The sequence below is a fragment of the Curtobacterium sp. PhB130 genome (assembly GCF_003755165.1).
In the GTDB taxonomy this organism is placed as follows: Bacteria; Actinomycetota; Actinomycetes; order Actinomycetales; family Microbacteriaceae; genus Curtobacterium.
On record NZ_RKII01000008.1, the window covers coordinates 533,634 to 547,545 of the forward strand.

14 protein-coding genes are annotated in these 13,912 nt (G+C 71.4%); 4 read left to right on the forward strand and 10 right to left on the reverse strand.

The genetic code is table 11. The annotated features are described in order from the left end of the window. Positions 1-20: 20 nt before the first annotated feature. Positions 21-860: a leucyl/phenylalanyl-tRNA--protein transferase gene (locus tag EDF24_RS12550; protein WP_123703225.1), complete on the forward strand. Its 840-nt coding sequence runs from the start codon at positions 21-23 to the stop codon at positions 858-860. Positions 861-1,176: 316 nt separating this feature from the next. On the opposite strand, the gene EDF24_RS12555 is transcribed toward EDF24_RS12550, so the two are convergent. From EDF24_RS12555 to EDF24_RS12600, 9 genes are all read right to left on the reverse strand, one after another. Beyond that, entirely contained in the window at positions 1,177-1,683 is a 507-nt protein-coding gene (locus EDF24_RS12555; RefSeq protein WP_148070881.1) for a hypothetical protein, read from the reverse strand. 95 nt (positions 1,684-1,778) lie between these two features. Next, positions 1,779-2,078, reverse strand: a complete 300-nt coding sequence (locus tag EDF24_RS12560; protein ID WP_148070882.1) for a hypothetical protein — start codon at positions 2,076-2,078, stop codon at positions 1,779-1,781. Positions 2,079-2,116: 38 nt separating this feature from the next. Beyond that, positions 2,117-2,614 carry a hypothetical protein gene (locus EDF24_RS12565; protein ID WP_148070883.1) on the reverse strand — a complete coding sequence of 166 codons (498 nt, stop codon included), beginning with the start codon at positions 2,612-2,614 and terminating at the stop codon, positions 2,117-2,119. A gap of 101 nt (positions 2,615-2,715) precedes the next feature. Continuing rightward, complete coding sequence (locus EDF24_RS12575) at positions 2,716-4,617, reverse strand: alpha/beta hydrolase (RefSeq protein ID WP_123703230.1); 1,902 nt, start codon at positions 4,615-4,617, stop codon at positions 2,716-2,718. After that, positions 4,614-4,946 (reverse strand): hypothetical protein, encoded by a 333-nt coding sequence (locus EDF24_RS12580; RefSeq protein WP_123703231.1) that lies wholly within the window; start codon positions 4,944-4,946, stop codon positions 4,614-4,616. The genes EDF24_RS12575 and EDF24_RS12580 overlap by 4 nt, the downstream gene beginning before the upstream one ends. Positions 4,947-5,034: 88 nt before the next feature. Further along, positions 5,035-7,494, reverse strand: coding sequence for a glycoside hydrolase family 3 N-terminal domain-containing protein (locus EDF24_RS12585; protein WP_123703232.1), 2,460 nt, complete (start codon positions 7,492-7,494; stop codon positions 5,035-5,037). Then, entirely contained in the window at positions 7,491-8,375 is an 885-nt protein-coding gene (locus tag EDF24_RS12590) for a carbohydrate ABC transporter permease (RefSeq protein WP_123654257.1), read from the reverse strand. Before EDF24_RS12590 ends, EDF24_RS12585 begins: the two co-directional genes overlap by 4 nt. Continuing rightward, positions 8,372-9,394, reverse strand: a complete 1,023-nt coding sequence (locus EDF24_RS12595) for a carbohydrate ABC transporter permease (protein WP_123703233.1) — start codon at positions 9,392-9,394, stop codon at positions 8,372-8,374. Before EDF24_RS12595 ends, EDF24_RS12590 begins: the two co-directional genes overlap by 4 nt. 8 nt (positions 9,395-9,402) lie before the next feature. Next, positions 9,403-10,698, reverse strand: a complete 1,296-nt coding sequence (locus EDF24_RS12600) for an ABC transporter substrate-binding protein (protein WP_123654259.1) — start codon at positions 10,696-10,698, stop codon at positions 9,403-9,405. Between the two features lie 159 nt (positions 10,699-10,857). Between EDF24_RS12600 and EDF24_RS12605 the strand changes: the two genes are divergently transcribed. Then, complete coding sequence (locus EDF24_RS12605) at positions 10,858-11,886, forward strand: LacI family DNA-binding transcriptional regulator (RefSeq protein WP_123654260.1); 1,029 nt, start codon at positions 10,858-10,860, stop codon at positions 11,884-11,886. Between the two features lie 185 nt (positions 11,887-12,071). On the opposite strand, the gene EDF24_RS12610 is transcribed toward EDF24_RS12605, so the two are convergent. Then, positions 12,072-13,013: a helix-turn-helix transcriptional regulator gene (locus tag EDF24_RS12610; protein WP_185021653.1), complete on the reverse strand. Its 942-nt coding sequence runs from the start codon at positions 13,011-13,013 to the stop codon at positions 12,072-12,074. 119 nt (positions 13,014-13,132) lie between these two features. Here EDF24_RS12610 and EDF24_RS12615 point away from each other — a divergent pair, with 119 nt between their 5' ends. Beyond that, positions 13,133-13,591, forward strand: coding sequence for a MarR family winged helix-turn-helix transcriptional regulator (locus EDF24_RS12615; RefSeq protein ID WP_123703235.1), 459 nt, complete (start codon positions 13,133-13,135; stop codon positions 13,589-13,591). A 155-nt stretch (positions 13,592-13,746) separates the two neighbouring features. Beyond that, entirely contained in the window at positions 13,747-13,896 is a 150-nt protein-coding gene (locus EDF24_RS19200; protein ID WP_185017210.1) for a hypothetical protein, read from the forward strand. Positions 13,897-13,912: the final 16 nt, after the last annotated feature.

Sequence of the window (13,912 nt, forward strand, 5' to 3'; positions counted from 1 at the left end):
TCCGCGCTAGTGTCCGGACCATGGGATACCCGAAGTCCCCTGCGCAACGTCGCGCAGGCACCGTCCTCTCCCGGCTCACCACCGGCGCCCGTTCCGTGACCGCGCGACAGCTCGGCCGGCTCCCCCACGTCGCAGCACGGACACTCGTGCGGCTCGCCAGCGGCTCCGAGACCCGTCGGATGCTGAACCAGGAGCTGCTCGGCGTCGGCGCGGCCACCCCGGCCGACGTGCTCGGCAACTACCTCCGCGGGTACGTGCCCCTCGGCCTCGAAGAGCGCCCCGACGACGTGGTGTGGTCGCTCGTCCAGCCGCGCGCCGTGATCGACGCCGAGAGCGTGCACGTGCCGGACCGGGTGCGCCGCTACAGCCGGAACAGTGACCTGACGATCGACCTCCGAGCACCGTTCGACCCGGTGATCGCCGGGTGCGCCGAGCGGGAGTCGACCTGGATCACCCCGGCGGTGGTCGCGGCCTGGCAGGAACTCGACCGCGCCGGACACGTCCGCGCGTGCGCCGCGTACCGCGACGGCGAGCTGCTCGCCGGGCTCTGGGGCATGGAACTCGGCTCGACGTTCAGCATCATGAGCATCTTCCACCGGGAGAGCCGAGCGGGGACCGTCCTCCTCGCCCGCGTGATGGGCGAGCTCGGTGCCGGCGTCGACATGATCGACTGCGGGTTCATCACCGAGCACATGCCCCGGTTCGGCGCGCACGAGATCCCGCTCGACGAGTTCCAGCGCCGCGCCGTGGACGGGCTCGTGGCGTCGGTCACCGCACCGCAGTCGGAGCCGACGCCGGGGTCGGAGCCGACACCGGACTCGACGCGACCGGCACCGGCGCCGCGGATGGCGCAGGTCTAGCCAGTCCACGGAGTCGACGCCCGGACGCCTGCTCGTTCCACTCGGTCGACGCCCGGGCGGTCCGGCATCGATGCGGACCCCCGTGCCCCGCCGTCCGGTCGCAGCGCCACCGGTCGAAGGCGCTCCGGCAGCGCGAGCCGGTCGTCGGCTGTTCGTCGTTCGGAGTGTCCTGCACGTTGAGAAGACGTACCGAGGAGCGGGATCGTCACGCTCTCCAGCAGAATGCGTCCGCGCCGCGGCACGGCACGGCAAAAGCGACACCACTCCCGACGATGCGCCGCGCATTCACTTGCGCGATGTCGCTTTCGCCGGCCGCTCAGCCCGTCGTCGCCGCCGACGGTGACGCTGAGGGCGAGGCCGTCCCGGGGATGTCCGGCGACGTGTTCGTGTGGCGTTCCCCGTACTTCTCCCGGTTGAGCGCGTCTGCGTCGCCGGGAGCGCACGGCGTCTGCATCTCGACTGTGCTCCCGTACTCCGTCGTGCCGAACTCGATGAAGAAGCCGTCGTCGAACGTTCCCGCAATCGGGTACCGCAGCTGGGTGCCGGGGGCATCGCCGCCGATGTGGGTACGCACGGGTTCGTACCCGGCGCTCCGCCACAACCGCTCGATCCGGTCAACGGTGTCCGCACGCGTGTGCTTGTCGGTCCCCGGGCCGAGGCGGGTGATCCCCCATCGCGCTCCGTCGGCCCCGCAGGCTTCCGCTGCTGAGTCGGACGCGAGCCAGGACCCGCCCACCGCATCCTGGGTCGACTCCGCGAGGGCGTTCCCCGCGGTCCAGGCGCTCTCAGCCGATCCCACGCCGGCGGTCTTCGCATCCGCCATCATCGGCTCCGTTCCCGAACCCGAACAGCCAGCAACGAGCAGCGCGAAGGCGATCGCGCTGACGACTGCCAGGTTGCGGAGGTGCTGCACAGGGGTCAGACCGAGGCTGCCCAGAACAGGAGCGCTCCGTAGAGAGCAGCCACCTGCAGGACGTACGCCCCGGCGGCCACGATCCCGACGATGCCGATCACGCGCGCTGCCGGCCGTGGTCCGGAGACACGCCGCAGCGCGACCGACACCCAGATGAGCAGGACGAGGAGCACGACGGCGCTCACGACGAAGCCCCAACCCTGCTCGAGCATGCGCTGCTCCGCGCTGAACGCCACGACGCTGAGCGCGATCGCGACCAGACCGGGGCCAGCGATCCACCAGCTCCGGCCGGGTCCATCGGTCACGTCCCCCCGCGCGTACCCGTCCGTGGGGATCCTCGAGCTCACGAGGTGCTCTCCGCCGACGGTGCCGCCGTCCCGGGGATGTCCGGTGGGGTGTTCGTGTGGCGTTCCCCGTACTTCTCCCGGTTGAGCGCGTCCGCGTCGCCGGTCGTGCACGGCGTCTGCAGCTGCAGGGTGCTCGCGTGTTCCGTGATGCCGAACTCGATGAAGAACCCGTCCGCGAGCGTGTTCCCGGCGGGGTACCGGAGCTGCTTCCCAGGGGCGTCCCCGGTGATGTCCGAACGGACGGGATCCCATCCCTTTGCGCGCCATCTGGTCTCCATGCGGTCGAGCGCGGCGTCACGAGCATCCGTGTCGGTGCTCGGGCCGAACCGCGCAATCACCCACTGGGCCCCGTTGGCGCCGCAAGATCGAGCCGCAGTGTCGGCCGAGAGCCAATCACCCCCGATGAGCGCCTGGGTCGCTTCCGCCTCGGCGTTCATCCGGTCCCACTCGCGCTTGGCGCCCGCTGAGTCCGTCCCTGATGCAGTCGATGACATTGCTGGCTCCTTCGGCGAGGTGTCGGTTGCGCAGCCCGCGACGACGAAGCCGAACGCCAGCGCCGCCATGACGACCGTGGTTGGTCGGTGACGTCGGTCGATCAAGGGATCCTCGTTCCGGTCGGGGTGTACCCGAGGCTCGTGTAGCCGGTGTTCCTGAGCGGCGACGTCCCCGCATCCAGGTACCCGTACTCGGTCACGGGCTGGCTCCGGAGCCGCGCTTCGGTCGCGGGCGTCGCCCCGTGGTCATCAGTGCCAGGGTAACGGTGCCCGTCGATGGTCTCGGTGTTCGAGGAGAACGTCCGGGCGCCCCAGCTCGGGTCGCCCGGGTTGAGCCGATGTGCGCTGTGCAGGGCGAGCACCTGACCGCGGTTCGCGGTGAAGGGGTTCCCGGTGTTGATGGGTTGGTCGCCACCGAACGCCGGACGAGCTACTTCCACGTCGCCTCGGCCGATGTTCGCGATGTAGTCCTCCTTGCCCTGGGACGCCCACACGTGGCCCCGCGGGACCTCGACCGCGTGAACGTCGGGCACGCGCGGGTCGACCCCGGCGGAAGCGAGGAGGGTGAGGTTCGCGACCGGCGTCTTGGCGACCGCGAGCGTGGCGGTCGTGGTGCCGTACGAGTGCGCCACGACGGAGAGGTGCGAGCCACCCGACCAGGAGCGGGCGCCGGAGACGCCCTCGAGGAAACCGCTGAGGTTCCGGGCTCCGGCCTCGGCCTTCGCGGACGCGAGGACCTCGGCGCTCGGCGGCATGTCGGGGGTGTCGTAGCCGATCCACGCGACGGTCGCCATCTCCTGACGCACGCCGATCTGGTCCGCCGCGAAGCGCTGCGCCAGCGAGAGGTTCTCGGCGGCACCGGCCCAGGCACGCATGCTGCCCGCCACCGTGTTCCCCATCCCCGGCACGTCCACCGTCACGTTGCTCGCGGTGTCGAGGTCACCCACCGCGACGGCAGCGAGCGGCGGCTCACCGAGCGTCAGCGCGACGATCGTCCGGGGTGCCGCCGGCGTGCTGGCGAGGAGCGTCTCGTCGAGGGCCTCGAGCGCGCCGATGCGGTCTGCGAGCCGCTGGTACTCCGCACCCTCGGCCGCGGTGAGGGGCTCCCCACGGCTGATCCTCGCGGTGAGCGTGTCGTACCGGTCACGGGCCTTCGGCAGCTCGACGTCGAGGGTGTGCTGGTTCGCACGGCCACGATCGGCGTACCCCACGCCGTTGAGGTTGCCGACGACCGCGGAGAGCCCGGTGACGAGGGCGGTGCGCTCATCGTCTCCGAGACCCGTCCACCACGCCTTCACCGAGCCGGTGCTCGGCGGGTGGTCGAGCATCCGCTGCGCTTCACCCGGATGGTCCGCAGCCCATCGGGCGAGCGCGTCCGGCCCCTTCGCGGCGAGGGCGGCGAGCATCGGGAGACGGGCGGCGTCCTGGAACGCCCGAGACGCGGCAGCGAAGTCGACCTGGGTGAGCACCGCCGGCAGGGTGTTCCCGCTGAGCTCCGGCAGCACCAGCGGTCCGCCCCCGATCTGTCCGCGGATCGCCTGCCCGAGGTCGTCCTGCGCGCTCCGCCACCGGGTGTTGAGCCGTCCGGCTCGTCCGTGGAGGTCGTCGTTCAGCGCGCGGTACTCCTCGGGCACCGCGTCGTCGCCGTCGGATGCGGCGACCTTCGCGCGGAGTTCGTCGATGTCCGCGAGCAGCGCGCGCCTGGTCCGCCGCACGCCGCCGAGTTCCTCGGCGAAGACGTCGAGCGCGGAGGCCACCGCGGCCCCCGCCGCTCCGAGTGCGTCCGCCTTCTCGGTGGCGCCGTGCATCGCGTCCGGCAGGGCGTCCGTCGCACCCGGCGACGACAGCACCCCGCCGATGCCGTGCCATCCGTCGCGAACCGCGCCGGCGCTTCGCTGCACCTGCGCGGTCGCGGTACGGAGCGCGCTCGCGCCGTCGCTGACCGGCCCCGCCGTCGGGGTGACGGTCGGCAGCGCGGACTCGTCGATCAGGCCGGCCCTCATCGGGGCACCCCTCGGGAACCGGCGCGGGGTGCGGCAGCGGTCGCCGTGTCGGCCATCGTCACGTCGGCCTCGGCGAAGGCGGCCATCACACCGGTGGCAGCGGCGATGCCCCGCTCGACGGTCCGGACGGCCGCCGTCGCGTCGCCCTGTCGTGCGCTGACGAACGCCTGTGCAGCGCCCACCGGATCGCTGCCGGTCAGCGCGGCGACCACGTCGCGGAGCGCCCCCTCGACGTCGATCGCGGCGCGCTGCATCCTCGTCCCTGCCGCGGCGGCATCGTCGATCTTCGACTGCGCCCCCGCGACGTCGACCTTCCACCCCTGACCCATGGGCCCCCGTCCGTCCCGGCAAGCGTAGCGCTTGCTACAGACGGGAGGTCGGGGGCCCGGCGACCTGTGGACGACTCCGCCCGAGCGGTCAGTCCACCGTCCAGCGCACCACGCGCGGCTCGGCGAGCGACACCTCGTGCACCGGCCCGGCGACCCGCAGGGTCGCACGATCCGTGGCCGTCCCGGGGACGGGCTCTGCAGCCGCCCCGTCGGAGACCGCGACGATCCCGCCGGAGTCGAGCGGGCCTCCCGGCCGTGATGCCGACGCGTGCGACGCGACCCACACCTCGACGTCACCGGGCTCGACCACCTTCCGCATCCGCCGGTCGGTGAACGCGAACCGCTGCACGGGGACCGTGAAGCGGACCCGGGCGGACTCCCCCGGCGCGAGCGACACCCGGGCGTACCCGAGCAGCTGGGCCACGGGGCGCGTGACGCTGGCGTGCACGTCGTGCCCGTAGAGCTGCACGACGTCGGAGCCGCTCCGGGATCCGGTGTTCCGGACCGTGACGGTCGCGGTGAACGTGCCGTCGGTGGTGACGCCGTCGTCGACGACGAGGTCCTCGTGCACGAACGTCGTGTACGTCAGCCCGAAGCCGAACGGCCGGACCGGGGTGGAGTCGGCCGCGGTGACGTCCGACGCCCCGCCGAGCCGCGGGTGCAGGTACGAGTACGGCTGTGCGCCGGCGGACCGGGGCAGCGAGACGGGCAGACGGCCCGACGGTTCCGTGGCACCGGTGAGCAGGTCGGCGATCGCGAGGCCGCCCCCTTCCCCCGGGAAGAACGCCTGCACCACGGCGGACGGACGGGGTCCGGGGCCGTCGAGCGCCCAGCCGATCGCGTACGGACGGCCGGTGAGCAACACCAGCACGGTCGGGGTGCCGGTGGCGACGACCGCCTCGACGAGCTCGCGCTGCACGCCGGGCAGGTCGAGCGACTCGGAGTCGTTGCCCTCGCCGACGGTTCCGCGGCCGAACAGGCCGGCCTGGTCGCCGATGACGACCACGGCCACCTCGGACGCTGTCGCGGCAGCGACGGCGTCGTCGAACCCGGACCGGTCGTCCCCGGTGACGGCGCACCCGGCGGCGAACCGGACGTCCGCAGCGGACAGCGCCTGCGACAGCGCCTCGGACACGGTCGGGATCGAGAAGCCGAGGGGCAGGTCCGGGTGGCTCGCGAGCACGTGGTTCGCGAACGAGTAGCAGCCCTGCAGTGCCTCCGCGCGGTCGGCGTTCGGGCCGATCACGGCGACGCGCGCGGTCGACGACGCCAGCGGCAGGACGCCGTCGTTCGACAGCAGGACGAGGGACTCCTCGGCCAGACGCCGGGCGAGCGCCTGGTGCTCCGGGGTGTCCAGGTCCACGTCGGTGGGCGGTGCGTCCGCGTACGCATCCGGGTCGAGCAGGCCGAGCCGCTCCTTCTGCCGCAGCACGCGCAGGACGGCGCGGTCGACGAGTGCCTCGTCGACGTCGCCGGCGCGGACACGGTCGACCAGCGGTGCCAGGTAGGCGTCGCCGGTGGGCAGCTCGACGTCGATGCCGGCCTCGAGCGCCATTGCAGCGGCCTCGCCCCGGTCGGCGGCGATGCCGTGCATCACCTCGAGGAACGCGACGGAGAAGTAGTCCGCGACGACGGTCCCGTCGAAGCCGAGCCGGTCGCGCAGCAGGTCCGTCAGGAGCGACCCGTTCGCGGCGACGGGCACGCCGTCGATCTCCGCGTAGGAGTTCATCACGCTGCGCGCGCCACCGTCGAGCAGCGCCATCTCGAACGGCGGCAGGAACACGTCGGCGATCTCCCGGGCGCCGGCGTGCACGGGTGCGTGGTTCCGCCCCGCCTGCGATGCCGAATACCCGAGGAAGTGCTTCAGCGTCGCGTCGACGCCGGCGCTCTGCACCCCGCGGACGTAGGCGGTGCCGACGGTGCCGACCAGGTACGGGTCCTCACCGATGCACTCGTCGACACGGCCCCAGCGCGGGTCCCGGATGACGTCGAGCACGGGTGCGAGGCCCTGGTGTACACCGAGCTGCCGCATCGAGCGGCCGATGACCGCACCGACCTGCTCGACGAGGTCCGGGTCGAACGACGCACCCCACGCGAGCGGGGTCGGGAACGTGGCGGCCTTCCACGCGGCGAGTCCGGTGAGGCACTCCTCGTGGACGAGCGCCGGGATCCCGAGCCGGGTCTCGCGCTGCAGACGGCGCTGCTCCGCCCACAGCCACGCGGCGCGCTCGTCGGGTTCGACGGGGCGGGTGCCGTAGACGCGGGTGAACTGGCCGAGGCCGTTGCGGGTGATGTCCGCGAGCGATGCCGCGGGGGCGTCGGCGTCGCTCGCTGCGGTCATCTCGCCCTGCATGGGGGCGACGAGGCCGTTCTGGTCGAGCCAGTAGCCGACGAGCTGGGCGGTCTTCTCCTCGAGCGTCATCTGGGCGAGGAGGGACTCGGGGCTGCGGGTCGCGGCGGTCGCGGTCGTCGTGTCGGTCGCGTCCGTCGTTCCGGCCTGGAGGCTCGTGGGCGCGTCCGTCACGCGGGTCGCGTCCGTCGCGGTCATCCCTTCACCGCCCCGGTCAGGCCGCCGACGATGCGTCGCTGGAACACCGCGAAGAACGCGAGCGCCGGGATCATCGACAGCGAGGTGAACGCCAGGACCTTGGCGGTGTCCACGGAGTACTGCGACGAGAACGCCTGCACCCCGAGCGGCAGCGTGTAGTTCGCCGCGTCGTTGAGGATGAACAGCGGCAGGATGTAGCTGTTCCAGCTGCCGATGAACGCCAGGATGCCGGTCGTCACGACCCCGGGCAGCGACAGGGGCACGACCATCCGGAAGAAGAACCCGATCCGGCTCGCACCGTCGATCGCAGCTGCTTCCTCGAGCTCGTCCGGGATCGCCCGGAGGAACGGCACCAGGATGATGACGGTCGTGGGCAGCGCGAACGCGATCTGCGGCAGGATCACCCCGGCCAGGCTGTTGGTCAGCCCGAGGTCCTTCACGAGCAGGTAGAGCGGCGTGATCGCGACGGTGATCGGGAACATCAGGCCGGCGGCGAAGAGCGAGTACAGCGCACCGCGGCCGCGGAACTGGTAGCGGGCGAGCACGAAGCTGACCATCAGCCCGAGCACGACGACCCCGATGGTGGTCGTGACGCCCGCGATCAGTGAGTTCCCGAGCTCCTGCCAGAACACGCCGCTGGAGAGCACGGCGCTGTAGTTGCCGAAGTTCCAGGGCGCGGGCAGGCCGGCCGGGCTCGACGTGATCTGCGCGTTGGTCCGGAAGCCGCCGAGCACGATGTACGCCACGGGGCCGATGCAGACCGCGATGAACAGCAGCGCGATGAAGTAGGTGCCGAGGTTCCGTTCCCGGCGGACCGGGCCCTCGTGCCCCCGGTTCCGGCCCTTGCGTCCCGGCGCGACGATCGATGCGGTGGCGGTCATCGTGTGGCCTTCTCGGTGAGGGCGCCGGCGGTGTCGCGGCGCAGGACGAACCGCTGGTACACGAGTGCGATGACCAGCGAGATGAGGAAGATCACCACGGCCACGGCGTTGCCGTACCCGTAGTTGCCGGAGTTCCGGCCGTTCGCGACCATGTACGTCGCCATCGTCGAGGTCCCCGCGGTGGAGGCGATGTACTGACCCCAGATGATGTAGACGAGGTCGAACAGCTGGAGCGACCCGATGATCGAGAGGAACGCCCAGATGCGCAGCGTCGGGCCGAGCAGCGGCAGCGTGATGCGCCGCTGGATCTGCCAGTAGCCGGCGCCGTCGAGCTGCGCGGCCTCGAACAGCTCCTCCGGGATGCTCTGCAGCCCGGCGAGGAACAGGATGACCGCGAACCCGATGTACTTCCACGAGATGATCGCCAGGAGCGTCCAGATCGCGAGGTCCGGGTTCGAGAGCCAGTCGTTCCGCAGGGCGCCGAGCCCGAGGGTCTGCAGCAGGTCGTTCGCCGCGCCGGCCGAGGAGAGCATCAGGCTCCACCCGGTGCCGACGATCACCTCGGAGATGACGTACGGCACGAAGATGAGCACGCGGATGAGGCCGCGGCCGCGGATCCGCTGGTTGAGCAGCAACGCCAGGATGATCGCGATCGGTCCCTGGACGAGGAGCGACCCGATGACGATGAACAGGTTGTGCCACAGCACGCCCCGGAAGTCCGGGTCGGTGAAGATGATCTTGTAGTTGTCGAGCCCGACGAAGTCCGTCGGCGCCCCGTAGCCCTGCCACTTGTAGAAGCCGTAGTACGCGGCGAGTCCGACGGGCAGGATGACGAAGGCGACGAACATGATCGTCGCGGGTCCGGCGAGCAGGGCGACCTCGACCCGCTTGCGGACGTCGGCGGCCGGCTTCCGGGGCCGGGGGGCCGGGGCCGACGGCTGCGTGCCGTCGGCCCCGGTCCGGCCCGCGTCCGCCCGCTCACCGGAGCGGGGCGGACGCGGAGCGATCGAGGTGGCCATGGGGTGCGTCAGCCCTTCGCCGCGGCCTGGTTGACCGTCGTCACGATGTCGTCGACGCTGCCCTTGCCGGCGAGCAGGTTCACGACGCTGGTGTTCAGCGCGTTGCCGACGTTCTGGCCGTACAGGGTGTCGAGGTAGTTCGAGACGAACGGTGCCTTGTTGTACGCCGCGAGGACGTTCTTCAGGTACGGCTCGGTCACGACGCTCTGCGCCGACTGGTTCGCCGGGATGGCGTTGAAGGCCTTGTAGTAGGCCTCCTGCACGTCCTTGCCGGTCATGTAGTTGAGGAACTGCGTGCACGGCACCTTCGGGGCCTTCGCGGAGCAGGAGTACCCGTCGACCGCGCCCATCATCGAACCAGGTGCACCCTTGCCGCCCGAGACCTCGGGGAAGGGGAAGAAGCCGAGGTCGGCGAGGGGCTTGCCGTCCGGGGTCAGGGAGGAGATCACGCCCGGGTCCCAGGCGCCCATGAGCTCCATCGCGGCCTTGTGGTTCGCGACGAGACCGGCGGAGCTGCCGGCGCCCTGCTGCGCTGCGGTGGTGAGGTAGCCGTCGTTGAAGGGCTTGGTGTCGAAGAACGCCTTGGTGTCCTTGCCCGCCTGCTCCCAGCAGCTGTTCGTGAACTTCAGGTCCTTCGCGGCGCCGTTCAGCGTCTTCTCGCTGCAGGCACGGAGTGCGAAGTTGTAGTACCAGTGCGCGGCCGGCCATGCGTCCTTCGCACCGACGGCCACCGGCTGGATGTCCGCGGCCTTGAGCTTGGCGATGTCGGCGTTCAGCTCGGCCATCGTGGTCGGGGTGCCCTTGATGCCGGCCTGCTCGAAGAGGTCCTGGCTGTACCAGATGCCCTCGGGGTTGACGTCGACGGGCATGGCGTAGGTCTTGCCGTCGCTCTCGTAGCCCTTGAACGCGCCGTCGCTGATCTGCGCCTTCGCGGTCTTGCCGATCGAGCCGGAGATGTCCATCAGCTGGCCCGCCTGGACCATGGCGGCCATCTTGCCGCCGCCGCGCTGCAGGAACACGTCGGGGGCGGAGCCGGAGTTCAGCGCGGTCTGGAGCTTGCCGTCGAGGTCCTCGTTCTGGATCGCCTGGATCTTGATCGTGACGTTCGGGTGCAGCTGCTCGAAGTCCTTGACGGTCTTCTCCCAGAACGCCTTGCCGGGGCCGGTGGTGGAGTTGTGCCAGAAGGTCATCGTGACCTTGCCGTCGCTGCTCGCCGCGTCACTGCCTGCAGAACAACCTGCGGCGGTGAGTGCGGTCGCCCCGATCAGCGCGATGGCTGCCGCGGCTCGGATCTTCCTCGTCATCGTGGAACTCCTCGGTGTCGTCGTTGACATGCGCGACATCGGCTGCCGCTGGAGAGAGCGTGCCAGGCGCTCACGCAACTTGTCAATCGATATCGATAACGTTTTCTAAACGGCCTCGAACCGGTCCCCACGGCGCGCTTCGAGCGGTACGGTGAGCACATGGAGACCGCTGTCGGCACGCACCCCGGCCCGGGCCGCGTGACGATCGCCGACGTCGCACGTGCCGCCGGGGTGTCGATCCCGACGGTGTCGAAGGTCATCAACAACCGCGACGGCGTGGCCTCGGCGACGATGCTGCGGGTGCAGGAGGTGGTCGAGCGACTCGGCTACGAGACCTCCCTCGTCGCGCGGAGCCTCCGGAGTTCGCGGACCGGCGTGATCGGCATCCTCGTCCCCGAGTTCGAGCCGTTCTCCACCGAGCTCCTCCGCGGTGTGTCCGCAGCGGCGATCGGCACCGGGTACGAACTCCTCGCCTACGCCGGACTCGTGACGGGCGCCAGTCAGCCGGGCTGGGAGCGCCGATCGCTGTCCCGGCTCTCCGGCACCCTCATCGACGGGGCCATCGTCGTCACCCCGACGACGGCGCTCCCGACCTCCTCGATCCCCGTCGTCGCCATCGACCCGCACACCGGCCCAGAGGGACACGCCACCGTCGACACCGACAACGAGGGCGGCGCACGGAGCGCCGTCGAGCACCTGCTCGCGCTCGGGCACACCCGCATCGCGCACATCCACGGGCGCGCCGACCTCGCCTCGGCACAGCTGCGCGAGACGGGCTACCGGGGGGCGCTCGCCGCCGCCGGCATCCACGTCGACGAGGACCTGGTCCGCGCCGGCGACTACCAGGAGGACCGGGCCACCGCCGTCGCCCGCGAGCTCCTCAGCATCCCGGACCGGCCGACCGCGGTGTTCGCCGCGAACGACTCGTCGGCGATCGGTGTGCTGCACGCCGCGGCCGCACTCGGGCTCCGGGTCCCCGAGGACCTGTCGGTGATCGGCTTCGACGACGTCCCGCAGGCCTCGACCACCACGCCCCCGCTGACCACCGTCGCGCAGCCCCTCGCCGACCTCGGTGCCGCCGCCGTGGAGATGCTCCTCACGATGCTCCGTGGGGAGCCGTCGCCGGAACACGTCCGGCTGTCCACGAGCCTCCGCGTGCGCCAGAGCACCGGCCCCGTCCCCTCTTAGCCGCGCCGTCGCGCCGTCGCGCCGTCGCGCCGCGGTGTAGGCAGTCGAATCGCGCGTAGGGGGTCCGGAGTTCCGACTGCCCACGCGCGATTCACCTTCTCAGCGCACCCGTGATGGGAAGGAACGCACGCGCCGGGCACCGCGCGCACCGCAAGCGCTGCGCGCACCGCGGGCCGCGCGCCGCGTCAGCGCCGCAGCGTCTGCTTCGGGTACTCGCCGAACCGCTCCAGGTACACCGCCGAGAACCGCCCCAGGTGCGCGAACCCCCACCGCCGCGCCACGTCCCCCACGGTCACCGACTGCGGGTCGAGCTCGAGCAGGTCCTGCCGGACGTGGTCGAGCCGGACCCCGCGGAGGTAGGTGAGCGGCGAGACGCCGAGCACCCGCGCGAAGGACTCCTGCACCGACCGCACGCTGAGCCCGCCGACGGCGGCGAGGTCCGCGACCGTGACGGTCTCCCGGGCGTGCGCGTGGACGTACTCGACCATCGTCCGGAGCCGCGCGTTCCTCGGCGCCGACAGCTCGGCGGGCAACGCATCCACCTTCGGCGGGAACATCCCGAGGAAGGCCGCGGCGACCCCGCGCTTCGCGTCCGCCCACGCCGTCGAGTCGACTCCGTCCCGGAGCGCACGGGACAGCGCCCCGAGCGCGTCGTGCCACGGGCCGAGGCCTGCGTCGTCGTCCGCCCGGGTCCGGTCGAAGCGGAGCGGCCCGTCGCCGAGGTCGTAGCGTTCCGCGGCGACGTCCCGCACCAGGGAGCGCGCGATGTGCACGAGCCGCTGGTCGTGGTCGGTCCCGCTGAACACGAACTCCTGCTCCGTCGGGGAGAGCAACGGCGCATCGTGCCACATGTCGTGCCGCTCGCCGGCGACGTCGACGACCGCCGTGCCCGACGTGATCCACTGGACGACGTAGTGGTCCCCCGGCGACACGCTGCCGCGGAGGAACCCGGTGACCCGGCAGCGCCGGATCGTCACCTCGTCGTCGCCGACCGCCGTGTACCGGTAGGAGTACGCCTCGCCGGTGCGCCGCGACGTCCACCCGCGCCCGACGTCGGCCGCCGTCAGGTCACGGATCGCCGACTCGGGGTCGCGCCCGGCGACCTCGAACCGGATGAGTTCGCTCACGCGGCTGCCCGCCACGCCGTGCCGCTGCCTGCGCGCCCCATCGCGTTATCCGGATACGCTGACCCGGTGCCCTGGGCGTATCGTGTCGCCCAGCCGACCAGCGCTGAGGAGGCGACCGGGTGACCGCCAGCGACCTCGACCTGGACCTCGATGCCGCACTCACGCGGCTCGACGGAGCGCTGGCCATGCTGCGGACCCGGCTCCGTGAAGACCTCGACGTCGCCGGTGTCGACCTGTCGCTCGTGCAGTTCGTGTCCCGTGCGGAGAGCGGGAGTCGCCCGGTCCGCGTCAAGGACCTGGCCTCGCACCTCGGCATCACCGGGCCGGCGGTCACCAGTGCGGTCGATCGACTCGAGCGGGCCGGTCACCTGGTCCGTCGCCCGAACCCGGAGGACGGCCGGAGCCGACTCATCGGCCTGACGGAGACGACACGGCGCCGCTACCACGCTGCGATGGACAGCACGAACGAGCACCTGCACGAGCTGATGTCCTCCTTCTCCGATCGTGACAAGGCCAGGTTCGTCCGCATCATCGACCGCGTGGTCACCGCGCTCGACGGCGGCGCACCCAACCCCTGAACGGCAGAGTAGAGGGCACGCGGCACCGCTCCGAACGATTGTCCACCGTGCGCAGTTGCATAAGTGTTCTACCTAATTCCGGACCGTGCAAGGCGAACCGCCGTACCGTCGAACGGGCGGGGAACACGGGGAACGGATCAGGACGGAGGACAGCCATGAGCAACTACGACACCGAACCGGGCATCGATCCGGTCCGCATCACGACGTTCCGTCGGATGCACCGCAAGTGGAAGTTCGGTGAACAGCCGCCGGAGGACCAGACGCTGTTCGACGACCTCTTCACGGAGACGACGCGTCAACGCTGACGTCGCGGACACGCGG

Excerpts from the sequence above, each read along its gene's own strand:
- EDF24_RS12550 (WP_123703225.1), top strand. The coding sequence starts at position 21 with ATGGGATACCCGAAGTCCCCTGCGCAACGTCGCGCAGGCACCGTCCTC.
- EDF24_RS12555 (WP_148070881.1), bottom strand. The coding sequence starts at position 1,683 with ATGGCGGATGCGAAGACCGCCGGCGTGGGATCGGCTGAGAGCGCCTGG.
- EDF24_RS12565 (WP_148070883.1), bottom strand. The coding sequence starts at position 2,614 with ATGTCATCGACTGCATCAGGGACGGACTCAGCGGGCGCCAAGCGCGAG.
- EDF24_RS12575 (WP_123703230.1), bottom strand. The coding sequence starts at position 4,617 with ATGAGGGCCGGCCTGATCGACGAGTCCGCGCTGCCGACCGTCACCCCG.
- EDF24_RS12580 (WP_123703231.1), bottom strand. The coding sequence starts at position 4,946 with ATGGGTCAGGGGTGGAAGGTCGACGTCGCGGGGGCGCAGTCGAAGATC.
- EDF24_RS12585 (WP_123703232.1), bottom strand. The coding sequence starts at position 7,494 with ATGACCGCGACGGACGCGACCCGCGTGACGGACGCGCCCACGAGCCTC.
- EDF24_RS12590 (WP_123654257.1), bottom strand. The coding sequence starts at position 8,375 with ATGACCGCCACCGCATCGATCGTCGCGCCGGGACGCAAGGGCCGGAAC.
- EDF24_RS12595 (WP_123703233.1), bottom strand. The coding sequence starts at position 9,394 with ATGGCCACCTCGATCGCTCCGCGTCCGCCCCGCTCCGGTGAGCGGGCG.
- EDF24_RS12600 (WP_123654259.1), bottom strand. The coding sequence starts at position 10,698 with ATGACGAGGAAGATCCGAGCCGCGGCAGCCATCGCGCTGATCGGGGCG.
- EDF24_RS12605 (WP_123654260.1), top strand. The coding sequence starts at position 10,858 with ATGGAGACCGCTGTCGGCACGCACCCCGGCCCGGGCCGCGTGACGATC.
- EDF24_RS19200 (WP_185017210.1), top strand. The coding sequence starts at position 13,747 with ATGAGCAACTACGACACCGAACCGGGCATCGATCCGGTCCGCATCACG.